This window comes from Lysinibacter cavernae (assembly GCF_011758565.1).
In the GTDB taxonomy this organism is placed as follows: Bacteria; Actinomycetota; Actinomycetes; order Actinomycetales; family Microbacteriaceae; genus Lysinibacter; species Lysinibacter cavernae.
The window spans coordinates 1,075,007-1,098,612 of sequence record NZ_JAAMOX010000001.1; the positions used below are offsets into that span (position 1 = coordinate 1,075,007).

Annotated in this window: 20 protein-coding genes; 7 read left to right on the plus strand and 13 right to left on the minus strand. The window is 60.3% G+C overall.

Features of this window, described 5'->3' with window-relative positions:
• Positions 1 to 9 precede the first annotated feature (9 nt).
• The 4 genes from ftsL to FHX76_RS04820 form a co-directional block, all read right to left on the minus strand.
• On the minus strand, positions 10 to 753 hold the full coding sequence (gene ftsL / locus FHX76_RS04805; protein ID WP_167148427.1) for a cell division protein FtsL: 744 nt from the start codon (positions 751 to 753) through the stop codon (positions 10 to 12).
• The gene (gene rsmH, locus FHX76_RS04810; RefSeq protein WP_341777863.1) at positions 750 to 1,721 is read right to left on the minus strand and encodes a 16S rRNA (cytosine(1402)-N(4))-methyltransferase RsmH; all 972 of its coding nucleotides are present in this window, start codon (positions 1,719 to 1,721) and stop codon (positions 750 to 752) included. The genes ftsL and rsmH overlap by 4 nt, the downstream gene beginning before the upstream one ends.
• Before the next feature lie 185 nt (positions 1,722 to 1,906).
• Positions 1,907 to 2,338, minus strand: a complete 432-nt coding sequence (mraZ, locus tag FHX76_RS04815) for a division/cell wall cluster transcriptional repressor MraZ (protein WP_167148430.1) — start codon at positions 2,336 to 2,338, stop codon at positions 1,907 to 1,909.
• A 1,011-nt stretch (positions 2,339 to 3,349) separates the two neighbouring features.
• The gene (locus FHX76_RS04820; protein ID WP_167148432.1) at positions 3,350 to 3,745 is read right to left on the minus strand and encodes a DUF3040 domain-containing protein; all 396 of its coding nucleotides are present in this window, start codon (positions 3,743 to 3,745) and stop codon (positions 3,350 to 3,352) included.
• 72 nt (positions 3,746 to 3,817) lie between these two features.
• Here FHX76_RS04820 and FHX76_RS04825 point away from each other — a divergent pair, with 72 nt between their 5' ends.
• On the plus strand, positions 3,818 to 4,993 hold the full coding sequence (locus tag FHX76_RS04825; protein WP_167148434.1) for a polyprenyl synthetase family protein: 1,176 nt from the start codon (positions 3,818 to 3,820) through the stop codon (positions 4,991 to 4,993).
• Positions 4,994 to 5,077: 84 nt separating this feature from the next.
• Here FHX76_RS04825 and FHX76_RS04830 read toward each other — a convergent pair whose 3' ends face one another.
• Positions 5,078 to 5,422, minus strand: coding sequence for an Rv2175c family DNA-binding protein (locus tag FHX76_RS04830; RefSeq protein WP_341777864.1), 345 nt, complete (start codon positions 5,420 to 5,422; stop codon positions 5,078 to 5,080).
• Between the two features lie 177 nt (positions 5,423 to 5,599).
• Between FHX76_RS04830 and pknB the strand changes: the two genes are divergently transcribed.
• Positions 5,600 to 7,534: a Stk1 family PASTA domain-containing Ser/Thr kinase gene (gene pknB / locus FHX76_RS04835; protein ID WP_167148435.1), complete on the plus strand. Its 1,935-nt coding sequence runs from the start codon at positions 5,600 to 5,602 to the stop codon at positions 7,532 to 7,534.
• A 229-nt stretch (positions 7,535 to 7,763) separates the two neighbouring features.
• Here the strand turns inward: pknB and FHX76_RS04840 are convergent, their stop codons facing one another.
• Both FHX76_RS04840 and FHX76_RS04845 read right to left on the minus strand, forming a co-directional pair.
• Entirely contained in the window at positions 7,764 to 9,089 is a 1,326-nt protein-coding gene (locus FHX76_RS04840; RefSeq protein WP_167150353.1) for a class II 3-deoxy-7-phosphoheptulonate synthase, read from the minus strand.
• A 148-nt stretch (positions 9,090 to 9,237) separates the two neighbouring features.
• Entirely contained in the window at positions 9,238 to 9,933 is a 696-nt protein-coding gene (locus FHX76_RS04845; RefSeq protein ID WP_167148437.1) for a 1-acyl-sn-glycerol-3-phosphate acyltransferase, read from the minus strand.
• Positions 9,934 to 10,223: 290 nt separating this feature from the next.
• Here FHX76_RS04845 and FHX76_RS04850 point away from each other — a divergent pair, with 290 nt between their 5' ends.
• Positions 10,224 to 12,050: an AMP-dependent synthetase/ligase gene (locus FHX76_RS04850; RefSeq protein ID WP_167148439.1), complete on the plus strand. Its 1,827-nt coding sequence runs from the start codon at positions 10,224 to 10,226 to the stop codon at positions 12,048 to 12,050.
• Between the two features lie 190 nt (positions 12,051 to 12,240).
• Here the strand turns inward: FHX76_RS04850 and def are convergent, their stop codons facing one another.
• The 3 genes from def to FHX76_RS04865 form a co-directional block, all read right to left on the minus strand.
• Positions 12,241 to 12,732, minus strand: coding sequence for a peptide deformylase (gene def, locus FHX76_RS04855; protein ID WP_167148441.1), 492 nt, complete (start codon positions 12,730 to 12,732; stop codon positions 12,241 to 12,243).
• Positions 12,733 to 12,798: 66 nt separating this feature from the next.
• Positions 12,799 to 16,206, minus strand: coding sequence for a pyruvate carboxylase (locus tag FHX76_RS04860; protein ID WP_167148443.1), 3,408 nt, complete (start codon positions 16,204 to 16,206; stop codon positions 12,799 to 12,801).
• A gap of 295 nt (positions 16,207 to 16,501) precedes the next feature.
• Complete coding sequence (locus tag FHX76_RS04865; RefSeq protein WP_243848582.1) at positions 16,502 to 17,482, minus strand: NAD(P)/FAD-dependent oxidoreductase; 981 nt, start codon at positions 17,480 to 17,482, stop codon at positions 16,502 to 16,504.
• A gap of 107 nt (positions 17,483 to 17,589) precedes the next feature.
• On the opposite strand from FHX76_RS04865, the gene FHX76_RS04870 reads away from it, so the two are divergent.
• Both FHX76_RS04870 and FHX76_RS04875 read left to right on the plus strand, forming a co-directional pair.
• Positions 17,590 to 18,180 (plus strand): helix-turn-helix domain-containing protein, encoded by a 591-nt coding sequence (locus FHX76_RS04870; RefSeq protein WP_167148445.1) that lies wholly within the window; start codon positions 17,590 to 17,592, stop codon positions 18,178 to 18,180.
• Positions 18,181 to 18,229: 49 nt separating this feature from the next.
• Entirely contained in the window at positions 18,230 to 19,192 is a 963-nt protein-coding gene (locus tag FHX76_RS04875; protein WP_167148447.1) for a ParA family protein, read from the plus strand.
• 215 nt (positions 19,193 to 19,407) lie between these two features.
• Here FHX76_RS04875 and FHX76_RS04880 read toward each other — a convergent pair whose 3' ends face one another.
• The 3 genes from FHX76_RS04880 to FHX76_RS04890 all read right to left on the minus strand — a co-directional run bounded on the left by FHX76_RS04880 (position 19,408) and on the right by FHX76_RS04890 (position 21,303).
• The gene (locus tag FHX76_RS04880; RefSeq protein ID WP_167148449.1) at positions 19,408 to 19,959 is read right to left on the minus strand and encodes a MerR family transcriptional regulator; all 552 of its coding nucleotides are present in this window, start codon (positions 19,957 to 19,959) and stop codon (positions 19,408 to 19,410) included.
• Positions 19,960 to 20,151: 192 nt separating this feature from the next.
• Entirely contained in the window at positions 20,152 to 20,844 is a 693-nt protein-coding gene (gene ftsR / locus FHX76_RS04885) for a transcriptional regulator FtsR (RefSeq protein WP_167148451.1), read from the minus strand.
• A complete protein-coding gene (locus FHX76_RS04890; protein WP_167148453.1) occupies positions 20,845 to 21,303 on the minus strand; it encodes an FHA domain-containing protein in 459 nt (152 codons plus the stop codon).
• A gap of 286 nt (positions 21,304 to 21,589) precedes the next feature.
• On the opposite strand from FHX76_RS04890, the gene FHX76_RS04895 reads away from it, so the two are divergent.
• A complete protein-coding gene (locus FHX76_RS04895; RefSeq protein WP_167148455.1) occupies positions 21,590 to 21,793 on the plus strand; it encodes a cold-shock protein in 204 nt (67 codons plus the stop codon).
• An 89-nt stretch (positions 21,794 to 21,882) separates the two neighbouring features.
• Positions 21,883 to 23,595 carry a DUF885 domain-containing protein gene (locus FHX76_RS04900; protein WP_167148457.1) on the plus strand — a complete coding sequence of 571 codons (1,713 nt, stop codon included), beginning with the start codon at positions 21,883 to 21,885 and terminating at the stop codon, positions 23,593 to 23,595.
• The last annotated feature ends 11 nt before the right edge of the window (positions 23,596 to 23,606 follow it).

The following is a 23,606-nucleotide window of genomic DNA, read 5'->3' on the forward strand; positions in this document are numbered from 1 at the left end:
CTCGGAAAACTACCGAGTGACGGGTGAGGGCAACGCTCCATCCAACGGTACAGTCTGCTGCGGCGTTTGGACCGGAGTGGCAGCCGGTGTGCCGTGATCCGCATTCGCCGCATCGCTCTCTGCTGCGTTCGCCTCTGCGACGGCGGCAGCAGCAATTGCCGCGGCGTTTGCCGCGTCGGCGGCTTCAGCTTCTGCCGCGACATTTGCGTTGTTCTGCGCCGACGTCTCTGGGGCAACCGCGCCGGCCATAGGCAGGCCGTTGATCACGGAGTTCGCGATGCGGTTCGCCTCTGGTGTGCTCACGGTTGTTCCCAGCGCGCCGAGGATGGCACCATCGCTCAACCGCAGGTAGGCGGGGTGGGCGTTAATGACCATGCCAAGCGCATTGGCGTTTCCTGACAGGTGCTGGGGAGACGACAGCTTGCTAACGCTCTGCGTAACCGCACGGGTGTCACGAATGAGGTCACGCTCCTGCACCTCAAGGGAAGAGATGTGGTAGGCGCCGTCTGCCTGAGCGATGCTCAGCATGAGCTGCGTGCCAAGGATGACCCCGAGCGTCGCCAACGTGATGAGCGCGTAGAACATGCTTGTGCGCGTTTTGGCCCGCGGAGCAGGTGCAATCGAGAGCGCTCGCTCGCGCACAGCCCGCAACCGGCCTGGCTGCTCGTCTGGCGTTGGGGTGCCCTGCCACGGGGTCGCAGGGTCAAATGCCCAAAAGTCTGAGCTATCGATAGGAGCAGTGTTGTTGCTCATTCGGGGATCCTGACTCGTTCAACGGCGCGCAGTCGTACAGACTGTGACCGCGGGTTTTCTTCACGCTCCTGCTCGCTTGCCTGCTCGGCCCCCCGCGTCAGCAGACGCAGCTCTGGGCGATGTTCAGGAAGCTCAACAGGAAGGTCGGCGGGGGCCGTCGATCGGGACCTCGCCGCGAAGTCTTGCTTCACGAGTCGGTCTTCGAGCGAGTGGTACGACATCACAACGAGGCGTCCGCCAACGTTGAGGGAGTCAATAGCTGCAGGAATGGCGGCATCGAGCACCGAAAGCTCCTGATTAACTTCGATGCGCAGTGCCTGAAACACCTTCTTGGCTGGGTGCCGAAGCTGCCGCACCGCCGCCGGAGTGGCATCCGACAGGATCTGAACCAACTCGGTTGACCGCAGAATGGGCTTCACTTCGCGTGCCGCAATAATTGCGCGGGCGTAGCGTCCAGCAAGTTTTTCTTCGCCATAGCGTTCGAAAATGCGGCGGAGATTGCCCTCGCTGTAGGTCGCAAGGATCTCGGATGCTTGCACGCCCTCGTTCTGGTTCATGCGCATGTCGAGCGGCGCATCCTGAGCGTAGGCAAAGCCACGGTCGGCCTCATCAAGCTGCAGCGACGAGACGCCAAGATCAAAAAGGATGCCGTCGACCCGCTTGAATCCGCTCTTGCGGATGGCCTTTGCAATTCCGTCGTACACCGTGTGCACGAGGTGAACCCGATCGCCAAAATTCGCGAGACGCTCCCCAGCAATGCGAAGTGCATCGGTGTCGCGATCAAGACCGATGAGCGTGAGATCAGGAAACCGGTTGAGCATGTGAAACGAATGCCCACCCATGCCGAGGGTTGCATCAACCACAACGGCACCCGGCATCGAGATGGCAGGTTCGAGCAGCGCGATGCAGCGCTCAAGCAGCACGGGGATGTGCTTGTCGCTCACACTCGGGTCTACTGGATCATTCACGTGGGGGTCACTTTGGCTCGGCTGTTCGGGGGTATCTGCTGGCGAGTGATCGCCTGGTGTCTGGTTTGAGGAAGTCATAGGTGTCTTCGACCTGGAGTTCCTCCCCTCAGATCCCCGTCCATCTCGACCTGACACCGGGGAAGGTGAGTCAGGGCGTGCGATGGCAGAGGGTCTGAAGCGAGGAGCTAAAAGAGGCCGGGGATCACCTCCTCCTCGATGTTCGCGAATTCGGCTTCCTGGGCATCCAGGTAGGTCTGCCAAGCTTCGGCATTCCAAATCTCGGCGCGGCTGCCGGCCCCGATGACCACGAGGTCACGGTCAAGACCGGCGTAACTGCGGAGGGCAGCGGGAACATTCACCCGATGCTGCTTATCGGGAGTCTCGGCGTGCGCGCCCGAAAGAAAGACGCGCAGGTAGTCGCGGGCCTGTTTGCTCGTAACCGGCGCCTGGCGAATCTTCTCGTGCATGGCTTCAAACTCACGGGTGCTGAAGACATAGAGGCAACGTTCTTGGCCCCGGGTGATGACAACACCACCCTCAAGTTCGTCGCGGAACTTAGCGGGGAGGATGACGCGGCCCTTGTCGTCGAGCTTTGGAGAGAACGTGCCAAGAAACACAGGCGCTCTCCTTTCGTCAGACCGGCCACTGATCCATGTGCCTCCACTTTACTCCACTTCTCACCACAATCCTGAGAATTCGACACATTTGACCAAAAATATTCCCAAACTGACCTGATTTTTCAATAATTCTTGAGGTGGAGGGATTTTCCCAGGTTTACCGCCCATACGGTCGATTTTTGGGCGCACAACAGCAAATCACTCACGCCGTTGAGTGGAGTGGAGCGCCCGTTTGTCGCCCACCATTCCGACAGGGAGCAAAGTGGAGGACCGCTGAACGACGCCCAAAAAGGCGCAACAAGCATCCAACACCGACGCTCAACCGGCCATCAGGTCATCCGTTCGCCGCTCGTTGCGATATTTGACGTCAATATTCGCAACGAGTGGCGAACGGATGGGCGAAACTCTCCTTCGCTGACCGAGACAACGGCCTGACCTGAGGAGGGAGGGAGCGGCGGGGCCGGCGAAGCCGGTGAAGCCGGTGAAGCCGGTGACCAGCGAAGCTAACGGCCAGAGAAGCCGACAAAACGGCGGGGACGGCCACGTCGGCGAAGCGGGTGGCCCGTGAAGCCGATGGTCACCGGGGCCAGTGAGGACGGTGAGTCCGGCCAGGCCAGCAAAACTAGCAAGGCCGACCAGACCCGCCAGGCCAGCCAAGCCAACCAAGCCAGCAAGGCCGACCAGACCCGCCAGGCCAGCCAGGCCAGCGAAGCTGGTGGCGAGCGAAGCCGGTGGCGAGTGAAGTCAGTTTATGAGACGGGGATCAGCGCCGTCATGAAACCCCCATGCCGAACGGGCAGGAGAAGAGACGCAGGAGCAGAGAAGCAGAAGGTCCACCTGCTCGCGCGAACCAACTGCGGCTTATAGGCCAAAAAGAGTGGATCGGATAGTCATCTAGTCCCGCAGTTTCGCGGTGAAACACGGATCCTCACGCTCTGCGCCGCGAACAAAGAAAAGGGCCACCACAACGTGGTGACCCTTTTCGGAAAGAACTTTGCGGAACAGCCGCGGTTAGAGCTGGCCGTCTTGACGCTTCTCCCAGCGCTCGTTCATGCGGTCTGAGAGGGACTGCTTCGACGACGAGGCCGCTGCCCCTGCCTTCTTCGGCGCGCCACCAACGGGCGCGTCACGCTGAGGGTCGCCAGTGCTTTTATGCGGAGTGATTGCGAACAACACACCACCGAGCATCGCGATGAATCCGATGACACCCAACCAAGCGAGCTGCGTTACTACTCCGGCAAGCAGCACGATAATGCCGGCGATGGCGAGCAAGATGCCAAGCACCAGCGAGCGGTAGCTTGGTCGCATCTTTGCAGCGGTTGATGGGCTGACCACATCGGACTCGCTGTTGTAGAGATTGCGCTCCATCTCATCTAGGAGGCGCTGCTCCCGTTCAGATAGTGCCATCTTCACACCTCACACATTCAGTAACGTTGATACGACCATTCTAGGCCCGAGAGCCCGAGTAGGCTAGACACCGTGTCACAGAGCCCAAGACTTCTCGACCTTATTCAGGACTGCCTCGACGATTTTATCGACGAGCGCTCTTCCATTCTGGCCGACATCGGCCCCGATGCCACTCCCCTCGTGGAACATTCGAGGGACTTTCTCAGGGGTGGGAAGCGGTTTCGCGCGCTTTTTGCGTATTGGGGCTGGAGCGGAATCGTTGAGCATCGCAGCGATCAACCCTTTGTTGGGTCGTCAGTCAGCGATTCTCCGGATGCCCTTGCATCAGATCCGGCAGCGGCAACGGCCGTTGCCATGGAACGAGACCGCGCTGCCGTCATCCAGGTAGCGAGCGCCCTTGAGCTCTTCCACGCCGCCGCACTCGTCCACGACGACGTCATTGATAATTCCGACACGCGCCGCGGAACCCCATCTGCTCATAAGAGGTTCGAGCTCACACACCGAAACGGAAACTGGCGGGGCAACCCCGAGGAGTTTGGGCGATCAAGCGCAATCCTGCTCGGCGATCTCTTGCAGTTCTGGAGCGACGAACTCCTGAGCGACGGCATCCTCGAGCTCTCGAACACCGAGTGGGCCCGCCGCTCACGGCTGCACTTTAACCAGATGCGCACGGATGTGGGCGCCGGCCAGTACCTCGACCTCCTTGAAGAGCAAATCTGGGGCAACGCCTCACACGACGAACAGCTTGAGCGATCAACGCGCGTGCTCGTCTACAAATCGGCGAAGTACAGCGTTGAGGCGCCACTGCTCATCGGCTCGGCGCTCGGCGGGGCGACTGACGACCAAGAGGATGCCCTGAGCAACTTTGGCCTTCCCCTCGGCGTTGCCTACCAGCTCCGCGATGATGTCCTTGGTGTCTTTGGCGACAGCGAAGTAACCGGAAAGCCTTCAGGCGACGATCTTCGCGAGGGCAAACAAACCGTGCTGATTGCGCTGACCCGCAGAAATCTCCCCGGCAACCAGCGTCGCCTCTTTGACGAACTCATCGGAGATCCGACCCTCGACCTCAACCAAATTACGCTGCTGCAGAACACGATTACCGACAGCGGTGCGCTTGACGCCGTCGAAAAGATGATCGACGACAACGTTGATCGCGCTCAGCAAGCGCTGCGTGCGGCTCCGATTGGTCCGGTTACCGCCCGCCAGCTCGCTGCGCTCGCCAAGAAGGTCACCAACAGGAGCTTCTAGCGTCAGGCTGACACACAAACGAAAACGCGGATGTTCACCCCAGTCGGGCCGAACATCCGCGTTGTTGTCTGTGCAGAAACTGTCTTAGAACGCGAGCGCAAGCGCGACGCGACGCACCTCAGCCTTTCGTCCAGCACGCAGTGCTTCGATGGGGCTGACGCCGAGCGTTTCGTTGTCACTCAACAACCAGTTGAGCGCCTCTTCGTTTGTAAAGCCGGCGTCTTCGAGCACAACGATGGTGCCCTTGAGAACAGGCAGCGGCTCGTCGTTGAGCAAGAAAACGGCAGGAACCTTGAGAACGCCGTCGATGCGGACGGCTCCAAGCTCACGCTGCTCAATCATTCGGCGAACCCGGCCGGGCCCCACTCCAAAGAGTTCAACAAGATCGGGGATGGTGTAGTAATCGGTCTGTACGGAGGATTCAGTCACGCTTAACAGAGTGCCATGACATGTGGGTTCTCACCAAGACGCGAGACGCAATTTCTGTAATCCGACCGTCATCGTGACCTGATCGTGACTGCTTTGTTATGCAAGTTTTGGCATTTCTCGCAGGCTCACCGGCACGGCAGGCATCCTCACAGGCGATTATTACCTAAACTTTGGTAGGTGAGCACTGCCAGTACGGACCCCTTGATCGGTCGTCTTCTTGACGACCGCTACGTCATCCGTTCACGCATTGCCAGGGGTGGCATGGCCACTGTCTACGTGGCAACCGATAAACGACTTGAGCGACGCGTTGCGATCAAGGTTATGCACGGTCACCTGGCCGACGATAACGCGTTCAAAAAGCGTTTTGATCAGGAGGCCCGCTCTGCCGCGCGCCTCGCACACCCCAACGTTGTCAACGTATTCGACCAGGGCCAAGACTCAGAGCTCGCCTACCTGGTCATGGAATACCTGCCCGGCATCACCCTCCGCGACCTCTTAAAAACACAGGGAGCACTGACTCCAGAGCAGACGCTCGAAATCAGCGAGGCCGTGCTCAGCGGGCTTTCGGCGGCACACAGCGAGCACATTGTGCACCGCGATATGAAGCCAGAGAACATCCTGCTGGCAGACGACGGCCGCATCAAGCTTGGCGACTTTGGCCTCGCCCGCGCCGCAAGCGCCAATACGACCACGGGCCAGGCGCTCCTTGGCACCATCGCGTACCTCTCGCCAGAACTCGTTACCAAGGGCATCGCCGACGAACGCAGCGACATCTACGCGTTTGGCATCGTGATGTACGAGATGATCACCGGGGTGCAGCCATTCACCGGCGAGCAGCCGATGCAGATCGCGTACCAGCACGCCAACGACGACGTTCCGCTGCCGAGCCTCGTCTCCCAGAATTCGTCTCCCGAGCTGGATGCGCTTGTGCGTTGGGCAACCCAGAGGGACCCCGCGAAGCGTCCCCCCGACGCCAAAACACTCCTCGACGAAGTTCGGCATGTACGGTCGGGGGCTTCGTTTGCAACAACAAGGATGCACACAAGCATCCTGCCGCAGGCCGAGTATCCGATCACCGGCGCCACAACGGTCATCCCAAACGGCACAACGATCATGCCGGAAGCCGAGCAGCCGGTTGTAGCAGCTCCCCCGGTTGCAGGCAGTATCGAGACGGTTCGGCACACCGCTGCAAAGCGACGCGTCCGTGGAACCTGGACCTTCTTCGGCATCGCGTTGCTCACCGTAGCCCTTGTCACGGGTGGTTGGTGGTTTGGCGGCGGACCCGGCTCTATGGTGACCGTTGCGGATGTTCGTGAACAGCCCGTCGCCGACGCGACGGCGACCCTCGAAGACCTGACGCTGACTGTTGCGGTTGAGGAATGCTCAAGCCTCGACATCCCAATCGGAAATGTCACAACGGTCACTCCCGAGCCAGGCACACGAGTCGCCCGTGACTCAGGCGTCACCCTGTGTGTCTCGACCGGCCCGCGCTCACTCGCAGTGCCGCCGTTGGTCGGCACAACCCTCGACGAGGCAAAGGCAGCCATCGATTCTGCCGGTTTTGTGTTTGGTGAAGTGCTCGAAGAACGATTCGACAGCGAGGTACCAGCAGGTGTCCTACTCGCCGCGCTTGACCGCGACGGCAACGAGCTACCTCCTGAGCTCAACGAACAGTCCATCATCAACGCGATTGTTTCGGCTGGCCCGCTCCCCTATGTGAATGGGCTCAGCGTTGAGGATGCCACGAAGCTCATCACATCCTCTGGCCTCACCTACGATTCGTCGCTCGACATCGAGAGCTACAGCTCCGACGTCGACAAGGGCAAGGTGCTCCAGCTCGTTGGCATCACCGAGCCGATGCGCAAGGGCGACCCAATCGGCCTCGAGACCTCGCAGGGGCCGGAGCTTTTTGCGGTTCCCGATGTGTCAGGCCAGACCATCCGTGAAGCTATCGAAACGCTCACGGCTGCCGGATTCGCCCCAACCACCAAGGTCGTCGAGCGAGTGGCCGGTGTGGATGTCTGGTCGATCGCCACCGTAAAATCAACCAACCCTGCGGCAGGCGAGAAGCTTGAAAAGGGCACCACGATCGAACTGAAATCCGCCGACTAGCGTTCTCTGGATTGGGCGAGCCCATTCACGCTCGGCCTATCAATTCTGATTCGACCAAGGTTGCAGCCAGAATCCAACCGGCGACGCTGGGCCCAACCTGGCAGGCCGGGCTCAAACGGCATCGTTCTGGACCCAAACGCCATCACGGAGAATGCCCTAGCCGCATCAGACACCGATGGCCGCCAACCCCTGTGGGTTGGCGGCCATCGGCAGCACAAGGGCAAACGCCCTAGCGCGTCAGCTCTTCGCTCACCTGGAAGGCAAGTTCAAGCGACTGCATGTGATTCAGACGCGGGTCACACAGCGACTCGTAACGAGTCGAAAGCGTTGCCTCGTCGATGTTCTCCGAGCCGCCGAGGCACTCGGTAACATCGTCACCGGTGAGTTCAACGTGGATGCCCCCCGGGAACGTTCCAACCTGGCGGTGCGCCTCGAAGAAGCCCTTGAGCTCGTTCATGACGTCGTCAAAGCGGCGCGTCTTGTAGCCGGTCGGCGTTGTGATGCCGTTGCCGTGCATCGGGTCGGTGACCCACAGCGGAACGGAACCCGAATCTTTCACCGCTTCCAGCAGCGGAGGAAGTACATCGCGGATCTTCTCCGCGCCCATACGGGTGATAAACGTGAGGCGGCCCGGCTCGCGGTTTGGGTCGAGCTTATCGATGAGCGCAAGCGCATCATCGGCGGTTGTGGTCGGCCCAAGTTTTACCCCGATTGGATTCCGCACGCGCGACAGGAAGTCAATGTGGGCCCCATCGAGGTCACGAGTGCGCTCACCGATCCACAGGAAGTGCGACGACGTGTTGTACGCGGTTCCGGTTCGGGAATCGATACGCGTCATCGGGCGCTCGTAATCCATGAGCAGCGCCTCGTGGCTCACGTAGAACTCTGTGCGCTTCAGCTCACCGAGGTCTGCACCGGTTGCGATCATGAACCGCACCGCGCGATCGATCTCTTTTGCAAGCTTGTCGTAGCGGGCGTTTGCGGGATTCTCGGTGAAGCCCTTGTTCCAGTCGTGCACCTGGCGAAGGTCGGCAAACCCTCCCTGCGTGAACGCGCGGATGAGGTTCAGCGTGGATGCGGCAGTGTGATAGCCGCGCACCAGGCGTTCGGGATTGGCAGCGCGTGACTCAGGCGTGAAATCGTACCCGTTGACGATGTCGCCGCGGTACGCGGGAAGCGTGACGTCGCCGCGGGTCTCAAAATCGTTCGACCGTGGCTTCGCAAACTGGCCGGCCATGCGGCCAACCTTGATCACGGGCATTGATGCACCGTAGGTGAGCACAACGGCCATCTGCAGCAGCGTCTTGACTCGGTTGCGGATCTGGTCGGCGGTCGCGCCGGCAAAGGTCTCAGCGCAGTCACCGCCCATGAGCATGAACGCTTCCCCGCGGGCGGCGGATGCCACGCGGTCGCGAAGCCGGTCAACCTCACCGGCAAATACGAGTGGAGGAAGCGAGGCAATCTCTTCAGAGGCTGCGGCAACGGCTGCGGCATCCGGCCAGGTTGGCTGCTGCTTGATCTCCAGAGAACGCCAATAGTCGAGCCCCGCCAGCACGTCAGCGGTGGACTGGTCGGTGAATGGTGAATGCTCTGACACTATTCTTCTCTCTTATATGGAACGACGCACCCGAGTGGGTGCGCCGAATGTTCAATCGCCGAGGTGGTCCGGCTGATTGGCAATTCTACCCGTAGTTGGTGGCGTATTACGCCGTTGGAGTCTTTGCAGCCTGCTGGTTGCGGACGGTTGAGGCGTAGACATCAACGTAGTCTTGTCCGCTGAGCTTCTGCAGTTCGTACATGAGCTCGTCGGTGATGGACCGGAGGATGAAGCGGTCGCTGTCCATGCCTCGGAAACGTGTGAAGTCGAGCGGCTCGCCAATGACCGTTCCGATTCGGCGGATCTTTGGGAGCTTGCTGCCGATCGGCATGGCCTTTTCGGTGTCGATCATGGCAACAGGGATGACTGGCACGCCAGATTCAAGAATCATGCGGGCAACGCCGGTGCGACCGCGATACAGCTTTCCTGTTGGGCTGCGCGTTCCCTCTGGATAGATGCCGAGCATTTGTCCCTGGCCGAGCACGTCAAGGCCTGCGTTGAGCGATGCCTCTGATGCTTTGCCACCCGAGCGGTCAATCGGCTTCTGCCCTGATGCGAGCATGAACGACTTGGTGATCCATCCTTTGAGGCCCTTGCCAGAGAAGTAGTCGCTCTTCGCGAGAAAGTACACTGGCCGATCGATCATGATGGGCAAGAACACCGAGTCGATGACCGAGAGGTGGTTGCCGGCCAAGATGACGCCGCCCTCTTTAGGAATGTTCTCCGCACCGGTAACCCAGGGGCGATAGATGGTCTTGAGCAGCGGTCCGGCGATCAGATGCTTCATGATCCAATAGAACACAGTGGGACTTCCTCAATGGCCAAAAACGGATGCTCCCGCACAACACGCGGGAGGGTACGAACCTGCGTTGGCAAATTCTGATCAAGCCTAACAAGTTCCACCACACTAGGCGGTCATATATGCGGGCGGAACCAAACCATTGTGACGGAGCGATAACAACTTTGTGTATACCGTCGGGTCTCGGAAAGAGACCAACAAGAATCTACTAGAGTGGGGTGACATATTAACTGTGGCAACCGTGGGGGTTAGGTTCCTTGCGCAGTCACGACACGGTACCAAAGGAGTTGCCGATGAACCTGGCAGATATTCCAGCAGTCGTTGAGGCGAAGCCCCACGACAACGCAACAGACCTTCTCGTCGATCGGGTGGCGCTAACCCCCGATCTTCCGATCTTCGCCCTACCAAACGGCGGTGGCTGGACCGACGTGACCGCTCGCGAGTTCCACGCCCAGGTTGTTGCCCTCGCAAAGGGCCTCGTCTCGGCGGGGGTGCAGCCAGGCGATCGCTTTGGGTTCATCTGCAAGACCAAGTACGAATGGTCGCTGGTTGACTTCGCGGCGTGGTTTGCCGGAGCACTCCTTGTTCCTATCTACGAAACGTCATCGCCGAGCCAGATCCAATGGATCCTGGAAGACTCGGAGGCCGTCGGCCTCATCCTCGAGACGACCGAACATGCCAACCGGTTCGATGAGGTCAGGGCTGACCTGCCAAACATTGCCACGGTCATCCGCATGGACACTGGTGACATCGAAAAGCTCATAACGGCAGGCGCCGAAGTGCCAGACGAAGAAATTGAGCGCCGCCGCAATATCGCTAACGCCGAAGACACGGCAACGCTCATCTATACCTCCGGCTCGACGGGTCGACCAAAAGGTGTTGTCCTCACGCACGCCAACTTTGTTGAAACCGCCAGAAACGCATCGTTTGCGCTCAACACGGTACTCGACGGGGCATCCACCCTGCTGTTCATCACGATTGCGCACGTGTTCGCTCGATTCATCGCGGTGTTGTGCGTGCACGCCGGCGTCAAGGTCGGCCACGAGGCCGACACCACGCAGCTGCTTCCCGCGCTTGGCTCGTTTAAGCCGACGTTCCTCCTCGCCGTGCCCCGCGTGTTTGAAAAGGTGTACAACTCGTCGGAGCAGAAGGCTGAGGCTGGCGGAAAGGGCAAGATTTTCCGCGCGGCAGCAAAGACCGCCATCGAGCACTCAAAGGCAAGCGAGAACGGCAGCGTTGGTCTCGGACTCAAGATCAAGTTTGCGCTCTTCGAAAAGCTTGTCTACGGCAAGCTCAAGGCCGCCCTTGGCGGAAACGTCCGCTACGCGGTTTCCGGCTCGGCACCACTCGGTGAGCGGCTCGGGCACTTCTACCACAGCCTCGACATCAAGATCCTTGAGGGCTACGGTCTCACGGAGACCACGGCACCGGCATCCGTTGGCCGACCAGAGAGCTTCAAAATCGGAACCGTCGGCCCTCCCCTCCCCGGCGTCGCCATTCGGATCGCCGACGACGGCGAGATCGAAGTCAAGGGTGTCAACGTGTTCAAGGAGTACTGGAAGAACCCGGAGGCAACGGCCGAGGCGTTCACCGAGGACGGCTTCTTCAAGACCGGGGATGTTGGCGAGCTCGGCAGTGACGGCCAGTTGCGCATCACCGGGCGGAAGAAAGAGATCATCGTCACGGCCGGCGGTAAGAACGTTGCTCCCGCGTACCTTGAGGACCCCATCCGCGCGAACCCAATCATCGGACAGGTCACGGTGGTTGGCGACCAGAAGCCGTTTATCGCGGCACTCATCACGCTCGACGGCGAAATGCTGCCAACGTGGCTCGGAAACAACGGAGAAAACGCCAAGATGACGCTCATCGAGGCCGCGAAGAACCCGAAAGTGCTCGCAGAGATTCAGCGCGCAGTTGATGATGCCAACAGCAGGGTTTCGCGGGCGGAATCGATTCGCAAGTTTGTCATCCTGCCGCTTGAGTTCACTGAGGCAAGCGGGCACCTCACGCCAAAGATGAGCACAAAGCGCAACGTCATCCTTAAGGACTTCGCGGTCCAGATTGAAGAGTTGTACTCGGGTCCGAGCACCGTGACGCAGGGCTTCTCTATCCGCCACTAGGCAACCGGTAACAGACGAAGGCCTCCCAACTCAGCGAGTTGGGAGGCCTTCGTCCGTGTACCCACGTCGGAGATTCGACGCCCCGAACACTCGCGACGTAATCGAGGTCGCAAAAAATGCTCTGATTTCGCAGAATCAGAGCATTTTTTGCGACTTCGATTCAGGCAACGGATGATCGCGGCCAAGGCCCCTAGAACCAGTCGGATTCGCGGATCTGGCGGTAAGCCTTTCCGCGATTTTCCCGGTCGAGCCGGTCGAGGTACAGCTTGCCGTCGAGGTGATCCGTCTCGTGCTGGAGGGCCTGAGCGAGAAGCCCGTCACCCTCCAGGACAACGGGGTTGCCCTCAAGGTCAACGCCCTCTACCCGTGCGTGCGGATAGCGCAGCACCGGATACCAAAGGTCTGGCACCGACAAGCATCCTTCGTTGATCATCTCGGGTTCGCCAGACACCTCGACCAGCACCGGGTTGAGCACATAGCCGATGTCGCCATCGATGTTGTAGCTGAACGCCCGCTGGTCAACGCCAATCTGGTTCGCGGCTACGCCGGCCCGACCGGGAATGGTCACGCTGTCAACGAGGTCAGCAACAAGGCCAGCCGTTCCGGGGTCTGCCGGATCAACCGGCCGACACACGGACTTCAGGACTGGATCACCAAAAATACGGATGGCACGCTCTGCCATAGGAACAATTGCTTTCTGATTAGGTGGGGCTACCCATTCTGCTGGTACAGCCCCAAGCTGCGGCGACTACGACGAAGTGCTGACCACACAAATGAGGTCTCCGGCTTCGACCTGTCGAGTACCGCTGAAGACCAGGCGTTCAACGTTACCAGCAACAGAAGCAGTGATCGCCGCTTCCATCTTCATGGCCTCAATCGTGGCGACCGGCTGACCGACCTCGACCGCATCCCCTGCGGCGGCCTTGACCGTCACCACGCCGGAGAACGGAGCGGCGACGTGGCCTGGGTTCGATTTATCGGCTTTCTCGGCCGCAACGGTCTCGACCGAAACGTTGCGGTCCCGGATGAACACGGGGCGTAGCTGCCCGTTCATGGTGGCCATGACCGTTCGCATGCCCTTGTCGTCGGCCTCACCGATCGCTTCGAGACCCATGTAGAGACGAACGCCCTTTGCAATATCAACCGCGTGCTCTTCGCCCTGCACGAGGCCGTAGAGGTATCCGTTGGTCTCAAGCACCGAGAGGTCGCCATATTCCTCGCGCGTAGCCTCGTACTGGGCTGTTGGCGCTGGGAACAGCAGGCGGTTCAGGGTGCGGCGGCGTTCGAGGCTTTCACCGTCAAGAAGCGCGAGGTCGTCATCGGATACCGGGGTAACGCCGATCTTGACGTTGCGCCCCTTGAGTACCTTGCTGCGGAACGGCTCCGGCCATCCACCGGGCAGTTCGCCAAGCTCGCCAGCCATGAAGCCAACAACCGAGTCGGGGATGTCGTAGTTCTCTGGGTTGGCCTCGAAGTCGGCAGGGTCTGCCTTGACCGCAGCGAGGTGGAGGGCGAGGTCTCCAACAACCTTTGATGACGGAGTAACCTTCGGAACGCGGCCGAGGATGCGGTCGGCTTCAGAGTACATGTCCTCAATAAGCTCAAAATCGTCGGCGAGGCCAAGAGCGATGGCCTGCTGGCGCAGGTTGGACAGCTGTCCACCAGGGATTTCGTGCTTGTAGACACGGCCTGTTGGGCCCGGCAGGCCGGACTCGAAGGGGCGGTAAACCTGACGCACGGCATCCCAGTACGGCTCAAGATCAAGCACGTTCTGCAGGTTGATGTTGGTGTCACGTTCGGTGTCAGACAGGGCCGCAACCAGCGAGGAGAAGGATGGCTGGCTCGTGGTGCCGGCCATGGGAGCGCTGGCCACGTCAACCGCGTCGACTCCGGCATCCGATGCCGCGATAAGCGTCGCGAGCTGGCCACCTGCGGTGTCGTGCGTGTGCAGATGCACCGGCACGTCGAAGCGCTCACGGAATGCCGTGACGAGCTTGGCTGCCGCTGCTGGGCGGAGGAGCCCGGCCATGTCCTTAATCGCGAGCACGTGCGCGCCACTCTCGACGATCTGATCGGCGAGGCGCAGGTAGTAGTCGAGCGTGTACAGGTCTTCTGCTGGGTTGAGCAGATTGCCCGTGTAGCACACGGCTACCTCTGCGACCGAGGTACCCGTTGCGAGCACCGCTTCGATAGCTGGTCGCATCTGGGAGACATCGTTCAGCGCGTCAAAGATGCGGAAAATGTCAACGCCGGTGTCTGCGGCCTCGCGCACGAAGGCATCCGTGACCTCGGTTGGGTACGGCGTGTAGCCAACCGTGTTGCGGCCACGAAGCAGCATTTGGATGGCAACGTTTGGCATGGCCTCGCGCAGCTGGGCCAGGCGCTCCCACGGGTCTTCGCCAAGGAAGCGGAGGGCGACATCGTAGGTCGCTCCACCCCAGGCCTCAACAGACAGCAGTTCTGGCGTGAGTCGAGAAACATAGGGAGCAACCGCGAGCAGGTCCTTTGAACGCACGCGCGTCGCGAGCAACGACTGGTGCGCATCGCGGAACGTGGTCTCCGTCACGGCGAGGCTGGTGCGGGCACGGAGCTCTTTGGCAAAGGCATCCGGCCCAATCTCGCGGAGGCGGTCACGCGAGCCGGCTGGCGCCTGCTGAGAGAGGTCGCACACAGGCAGCTTCTCGAGCGGGTTGATCGTTGTTGGGCGGGCACCGTTTGGCTGGTTGACGGTCACGTCGGCGAGCCAGGTCAGGACCTTTGTTCCGCGGTCTTTCGAGCGGCGAGCATCCAGCAGTTCTGGGCGCTCCTCGATAAACGCGGTACTCACGTCGCCGGCTTGGAACTGTGGATCGTCAAGCACGGCCTGGAGGAACGGGATGTTGGTCGCAACGCCGCGGATGCGGAACTCGGCAAGGGCGCGCTGGGCACGGGTGACGGCAGCGCCAAAGTCGCGTCCACGGCAAGTGAGCTTCGCGAGCATCGAGTCGAAGTGCGGGCTGATCTGGGCGCCGGGGTTGATCGTTCCACCGTCAAGGCGGACTCCCCCACCACCTGGCGAACGATACGTGGTGATCTTGCCCATATCCGGGCGGAATCCCTGGGCAGGGTCCTCCGTTGTAATGCGGCACTGCAGCGCCGCGCCGCGCAGGTGGATGTCTTTCTGCTCAAGGCCAAGCTCGGCAAGCGTCGCCCCGGCGGCAATGCGCATCTGCGCCTGCACGAGGTCAACGTCGGTTACTTCTTCGGTGACGGTGTGCTCAACCTGGATGCGAGGGTTCATCTCGATGAACACGTGCTCACCGGCGCGCTCGCCAGCGGTGTCAACAAGGAACTCAACGGTTCCGGCGTTCTCGTAGCCGATTGACTTTGCAAACGAGACGGCGTCGCGGTGGAGTGCCTGGCGGAGGTCCTCGTCAAGGTTTGGCGCTGGGGCGATCTCGACAACCTTTTGGTGGCGTCGCTGCACCGAGCAGTCGCGCTCAAACAGGTGAACCGTTCCACCATCCTTATCGGCGAGGATCTGCACCTCAATATGGCGGGGACGCAGCACGGCCTGCTCAATAAACATCGTCGAATCGCCAAATGCGCTCTCTGCCTCGCGCATGGCGGCCTCAAGCGCGGCGCGAAGGTCTTCGCGCTTGTCGACGCGGCGCATGCCTCGGCCACCACCGCCGGCAACCGCCTTGGCAAAAATGGGGAATCCGATGTCGTCGGCTCCTGCGATGAGCGCTTCAAGGTCACGTGACGGTGGCGTCGAGCGAAGCACGGGAACGCCCGCCGCGATGGCGTGTTCCTTTGCCGTTACCTTGTTACCGGCCATCTCGAGTGCGAGGGTTGGCGGCCCGATGAACGTGATCCCGTTTGCTTTCGCCGCCGCGGCAAGGTCTGGGTTCTCTGAAAGAAACCCGTAGCCAGGGTAAATTGCGTCTGCGCCGGATTCAACGGCAACCCGAATGATCTCGTCAACGTTGAGGTAGGCGCGCACTGGATGCCCAGGCTCGCCAATCTGGTAGGCCTCATCAGCCTTCAGGCGGTGCAGCGAGTTGCGGTCTTCGTATGGGAAGACGGCAACCGTCTTTGCACCAAGCTCGTAGGCTGCGCGAAACGCACGGATCGCAATTTCACCACGGTTAGCAACAAGAATCTTGTTAAACATTGAAGCCTTTCACTGAATGACTCACGTACGTGAGCATCGGACGCATGAGGACAACAATATCCGGTGTACTGGCGTCCGCGAGCATCTATTGATCCGAATAAACGTCACAATTGGGCCATTAATAGAAAAGAACAGATATTTAAATAAACTTTTGGCGCATTTTGCTCAACTTTTCGCCACCACGGCAAACAATTTCGCCGCGGACGCCCTGACACCCCCTCCAAACCTGCATCTATTTGCGAGTTTCTGCTCCAGAACTCGCATTTATTCGCAGATTCTCGCAAATAGATGCAGGTTATTGGGCGATACGGGCTATTGCTTCTCGGGTTTCCTCCTGAATGAGATCCATGTTTACGTGGGCACCCGCCATGAGGCCAGCGCCTGCGGAGGTCACAACCTGCGCCCCAAGATCCGTGACATTTCCAGCCGCCCAAACACCGGGGATGCTCGTGCGTCCGCCAAGCTCCGTCTCGATGAAGGTTCCCATTGGGTTGATGGCGAGAGGAATGCCAAGGTCGCGAATTGCTGCCGAATCAGCGACCGACTGCGAGGCAACCACAACGGCGTCAACGGGCACAACGGAACCGTCTTCCATGACAACGCCAGTGAGGGCGTCTTGCTCAACTCGCAGCGACGCGACCTTGCCAGCGACCCGGCGCGTCCCACGCGCCTCGAGCGCCAACGCGTCCTCTCCCATTGGCACGAACTGCTCGTTTTCAAGCAGGATGAGATGCTCAGTCCACTGACGGAACAGCGTCGCCTGGTGCATCGATAACGGACTCGTCGCAATCACAGCAATCGTTTTGTCCCGAACTTCCCAGCCGTGGCAGTAGGGGCAGTGGATTGCGTCAATCCCCCAGCGCTCGGCGAGTCCAGCAATATCCGGCAGCGAATCGACGATGCCAGAAGCGATGATGATTCGGCGCCCAACGTAGGTATCCCCAGCTTCGGTCGCAACCGTGAACGAGCCGACCGACCCCGCGACTCCGGAAACGGCCCCGTTTACGATGGTAACGCCGTAGCGCGCCGCCTCGTCTCTCCCCAATTCGAGGATACGTAGGGGCGACTCCCCGTCGCGTGTCAAGAAGTTGTGTGCCCCGTGCGCCCTCGCATTGCGCGGCTGGCCCGCATCAACAACAATCACGCTGCGACGGGAGCGGCCAAGTGCGATGGCAGCGCTGAGCCCTGCTGGCCCTCCGCCAACAACAATTACGTCAGCGGATGCCGCATGGGTCGCGGCGTTGGATGCGGCGGTTGGGTCGGATGTAGTCATCATGTTCTTCTCCAGCGGGTTAGCAGTTGGTAGATATCTCATGGTTTCCCGAAATATTCACTTTGGCAACAACATTTGCCGTATTGGCAAATACATGCGAGTCTCGAACCATGATCACGACCATTGATGACGTTCTCGACGCTGTTGGGCCTCGCATCCGAGCAATGCGAACGTCGCGACACCTCACCCTTGCCGAGCTTGCCGACACCACCGGAATCTCAGTGAGCACGCTTTCTCGCCTCGAGTCCGGCCAGCGCCGCGCAAACCTCGAGCTCCTCCTCCCGCTCGCACGGGAATTCGGGGTACCGCTTGACGACCTCGTCGACGCCCCTGCAACGGGAGACCCGCGCATCCACATCAAACCCATCTCCCGCCACGGCATGACCGTGCTCCCCCTCAGCAAGGGGGCAACCGGACTCCAAGCGTTCAAACACGTCATCCCGGCTGGAACCCTGCCAACCACACCCCATACCCAAGTTCATGACGGCTACGAATGGATGTATGTGCTTCGCGGAAACCTTCGCCTCGTCCTCGGCGAACACGACCTTGTCCTCCCTGCGGGCGAAGCCGCTGAGTTCGACACGCGCACACCGCACTGGTTTGGGCCAGCAGATCATGATGGCGTTGAATTCCTGAGCCTCTTTGGTCCGCAGGGAGAACGGATGCACCTGAGAGCCAGCCCTCAATCACCTGCGAAGTAGTCCCCGAATCCATTAGCACTTGATCAGGTTGGGGCGCTACGCTTGTCTGGTGCATGTTCTGAGTATTAGTTCCCTTAAAGGCGGAGTCGGCAAGACGACCGTGACGCTTGGCCTAGCCTCGGCGGCCTTCTCACGCGGATTGCGTACGCTCGTCGTAGATCTCGACCCACAGTCCGATGTCTCAACAGGCATGGACATCGACATCACCGGCCACGGAAACATCGCCGATGTGCTCGAGAACCCTCGAGAGAAGACGGTTCGCGATGCGATCGCGCCCAGCGGGTGGACCAAAAACCACGAGGGCACCGTAGACGTGCTCATCGGCAGCCCTGCCGCAATCAACTTCGACGGCCCGCACCCCAGCGTGCGCGATATCTGGAAGCTCGAAGAAGCCCTCGCCAACATCGAGTCCGAATACGATCTGGTACTCGTTGACTGTGCGCCATCGCTTAACGCCCTCACTCGCACAGCGTGGGCAGCTAGCGACCGCGTGCTCGTGGTAACCGAGCCAGGCCTCTTCTCCGTTTCAGCGGCCGACCGGGCCCTTCGCGCTATCGAGGAAATCCGCCGCGGACTCAGCCCTCGTCTGCAGCCCCTCGGCATCGTCGTGAACCGCGCCCGACCTCAGTCGATGGAGCATCAGTTCCGCATCCGCGAGATGCGTGAGATGTTTGGTCCCCTCGTGCTCAACCCGCAGCTCCCAGAGCGCACCTCATTGCAGCAAGCTCAGGGTGCGGCAAAGCCCGTACACATCTGGCCTGGCGAGAACGCTCAGGAGATGGCCGGCTACTTCGACCAGATCCTCGATCGGGTTATGCGCTCGGCTGACATGGCCGACGATGGCTCCGTTCGCACGTCGCACTCAGGAGCCCCGCGCTCAGCGGCTCCCGCTAGCCCCGCCCCAACCGTCGTCGCTCAGCCTGCTTCACAGGCGGGATCAGACGATCTTGACGAGGACGCCGCAGGCGGCTCATCCACCGACATCCATGTCGAGGAGAACCAGGATTCCTAACAGCTGACCCAGCACCGGGCGTCAGCGCGACATTGGCCTGAGTATTCCGACTCATAACTGAGCGGGATACTCAGGCCATTATTTGCTTATGCCGATGCGGACCGGACGCGCAGTCACCACACAGAACAGTGGCCCCATGGCTCCAACTCACTGACTGAGTCAGACCCAAAGGGCCACGGATTCGCGATTGCCGGGGTGGCCGGCAGCACAGCGAGTTAGGAAATCTTCTTGCGCGACGCCCGGCGAACGGAAAGCTCATCCATAGGGTCTTCACGGTGCTCGTTGAGGTCAACAAGACTGATCTCAACCTCGCGCAGGACTTTTCCTACCGCAATGCCAAATACGCCCTGACCGCGGCTCACGAGGTCAATAACCTCATCGTTTGAGGTGCAGAGGTACACGCTGGCGCCATCGCTCATGAGTGTGGTCTGTGCAAGATCGTGGACGCCTGCTTCGTGAAGCTGTTCAACAGCCGTACGAATCTGCTGAAGCGAAATCCCGGTATCGAGCAGGCGCTTGACCAGCTTGAGGACGAGGATGTCACGGAAGCCGTACAGGCGCTGCGTGCCAGAGCCTGAGGCGCTCTGCACGGTTGGCTGAACAAGCTCAGTGCGGGCCCAGTAGTCAAGCTGACGGTAGGTGATGCCTGCCGCGCGGGCCGCAACAGCGCCGCGGTATCCGCCGCCCTCTTCGGGATCGGGAAGACCATCGGTAAAGAGAAGACCGTTATCGTAACGAGGCGCCCCTCCAGGGGTTTGTTCGCTCATTCCGTGTCCTCTCATTGCCTGCTGTCGACCACTCGGCGAGTGGCACGGTTCAACGTTATCGGCTTGGGTGACCGTCATCAACGACATCCGCAGTTTTGATCCGGCGTGTCGTGTCTAAACCTTCAATTGAAAGTTTGAACTTTGCGATGCGGTCGAATATTGACCCCGATGAGGGTCTGAATTCTGGCCGATTTATCGGTTCAGTGCCGTTCGCATAATGTTACCCCGAACCACCTCAAGGTGCCCCACTATTTCTGTGGCCATTTCGGTCGCCCGGGCGCGGCTCACACCATCTCCACCGCGTTTTACCGGAACAAGGGCTGACTCGATGAGGTCAACCTCTCGCTCGGCAGCAGCACGAATCGACCGAAGGTGTCGAGGCTCAATGCCAAGCTGCTGCAACGAAACAAGTGCTTTCAAGACGGCAAGGTGGTCGTCTTTAAACGATTCGAGGGCAGGCAGCAAGCCAGAACTCACGGCGTCATTCAAGAGATGCGTCGACGCCCCGGCCTCGCGCACGATGACCTCGCGCGTCAGGACACGGCGAACTGGGAGGATGGATGCGGGAGGCGCCCCTGTTCCACCAGGAAACACGGGTTCCTTGCCTGCATCAAGATCGGTCAGGTAGGCACAAATAACCTTGAGCGGCAAATAGTGATCACGCTGCATCGTCAGAATCAGTCGAAGGCGATCAACATCGGTCGACGAGAACTTGCGATAGCCAGATTTGGTGCGCGACGGCAGCACAAGGCCCTGCTCCTCAAGGAAGCGAAGCTTTGAAGGCGTGAGGTCTGGAAACTCCGGGCTCAGCTTCGTGAGCACCTGGCCGATGCCAAGCAGCCGACCCTGATCATCCGCGTCGTGGCGCGCTGACGCCGAAACCACCTATCGTCCTTCTTCTCGAACGAGGTCACGACGCGAAGCGTAGAAGGTGAGCTTGAACTTGCCAACCTGCACCTCTGCGCCATCAACGAGTGGGACGGATCCCTCGATGCGAACGCCGTCGCAGAAGGTGCCGTTGAGCGAGTTGAGGTCGGAGACACTGAACGATTTGCCGTCTCGTGTGAACGCGGCGTGTTTGCGGGAGACCGTCACATCATCGAGAAAGATGTCGACCTCCGGGTGACGTCCGGCAACCGTCGAATCGCTGTCAAGCAGGAAGCGGGCTCCCGTATCTGGGCCACGGCGAACGACAAGCAGGGCAGAGCCGGAGGGCAGGGCCGCAACAGCCTCTTTCTCCTCTGCGCCGAGTTCCGAGTTGAGGGCGCCAACAAGTGCACTGAGTTCTTCACCAAATTTGGCTGTTGAATCGGTGTTGTCGCTTGCGGGTGTGTTGTCGGTCACTTGAAACTTCCTGCCGTTGTGTCACATGTCGAACATTCCCGGGTCTTTCGAGACCCGTCAGTCCCCCCAGTACTTCCTACTAACGCTACAGGAGATTTACTTTTGCCGTTACGCCAATTTCGTAGGGTATTCCCAGTCACGAGCCGTGTGATCTGCCGTTAACATTCCCGACACAGTTCTGGAGCATGAGGCGCATACCGTAGCCGTTGAACACGTTGTCAGCAGCTCCATACCGTTGGTGGGAGCAACCAGACATCGGCCAAACTGAGTCAAAGGAATCACACGCATGTCAACCGGAACAGTCAAATGGTTTAGCGCAGAAAAAGGCTACGGCTTCATTACCCCCGATGACGGAACAGAAGAGGTCTTTGCTCACTACAAGGCCATTACGATGGACGGCTTCCGTTCACTCGACGAAAACCAAAAAGTTGAGTACGAGGCTGGTGTCGGCCCCCGCGGGCTGCAGGCGCAGAGCGTTCGCCCGCTCTAACAGTCTCCTTGATGAGCGAATGAGCGGATGCTCGCCGTGCGCACGCATCCGCTCATCAGGATGACGGAGGTCTGTACTACGGTCGAAGCATGACTGAGATCGCAGACGCAGCCGACGGCATCCATCGCAGCAGCCCCATAGACGAGGTTGCCGAACGTTGGCTCGACACCATGGTCGAGCACGATCCCTCCCTTCGGGTGCACCTTGGGCTGCCTGGCGCTCTTGACGAGTATCCCGACTACTCCCCCGCCGGAACGGCCGCGTTCACGGCGGCGGCGGCTCGCGCCTCGCACGAGCTCGACTCCGCAATCGAACGTGCTCGCATCGCAGGTACTTCCGACCCCGTTGACACGATCACGGCCCTCGAGCTTCGTCGGGTCTTTGCCGATATCAACGACAGCGCGGCTGCAAACCTCGCGCTTCGAGACGTCAACAATATCGCCTCGCCCGTGCAGAACATCCGCGACGTTTTCGATCTCATGCCCTCAGAAACGGCAGAGCATTGGCAGGCCATTTCGCAGCGCCTCAATCGGGTCCCCGATGCCGTCAACGGTTACCGTGAAACGCTCAGCAGCGGAATCAACCAAGGAGTCGTTCCCGCGCGACGCCAAGCGTTGTACGCCGGCGAGCAGGCAGCCGACTGGGGCTCTCAACATGGGTTCTTTGCCGACCTCGCGGCACGGGCAGGCGAGTACGTCCCTCGCAGTCTTCAGGCAGATCTCGAGGCCGGCGCACAGCGGGCGGCAAGCTCATATCAGGCCCTTGCTACGTTTCTGACCGACTCGCTCGCGCCTCACGCTTCTGAGACAGATGCTGTCGGCCGAGAACACTACGAAATCGCATCGCGAAGCTTTCTTGGCGCGACCATCGACCTCGAAGAAACGTACGAGTGGGGCAGGCAACAGCTCGACTCCATCATCCGCGAGCAGCAAGCCACCGCGCAGCAGATACTCCACGGGGCATCCATCGCCGATGCTATTGAGCATCTTGATAACGACCCGTCGCGTCAACTGCACGGCACCGATGCCCTCCGCGACTGGATGCAGCGCACCTCAGACCGCGCGGTATCAGAGCTGGGCGCTGAGCACTTTCACATTGACGAGGGCATCCGCCGCCTTGAGTGCGTGATTGCGCCAACCCAAACGGGCGGCATCTACTACACCCCGCCGAGCGCTGATCTGAGCAGGCCAGGCCAGATGTGGTGGTCAGTTCCGCCAAACGAAACCGAGTTCACCACCTGGCGCGAGCTCACGACCGTGTATCACGAAGGCGTCCCTGGGCATCATCTGCAACTCGCCCAGACAGTAACGGGCCCACAACTCAACCGGTGGCGGCGACTCGCCAACTGGACCAGCGGGCACGGCGAAGGATGGGCCCTCTATGCCGAGCGACTCATGGATTCCCTCGGTTATCTCAGCGACCCTGGCGACCGTCTTGGAATGCTTGATGGCCAGCGGATGCGCGCGGCACGGGTTGTGCTCGACATCGGCCTGCACTTGCAGCTCAAGCGGCCCGACGGAAACGGCACGTGGGACTACGACTACGCGCTCAATTTCATGCGGGACAACGCGGCGCAGAGTGAGGGCTCCCTGAGGTTCGAGGTCAACCGCTACTGCGGTTGGCCCGGGCAGGCCCCGTCGTATTCGGTTGGCCAGCGCATCTGGGAAGAGCTCCGAGACACGTATCTCGCCAGCGGGACCGGCACCATCCGTGATTTCCACAGCACGGCACTCGGCATTGGTGGTGTTGGGCTTGAGACACTTCGTTACGCCATCAACCGCAGCGTGACCAAGCAGGAGTAGGCTCAGCAGCA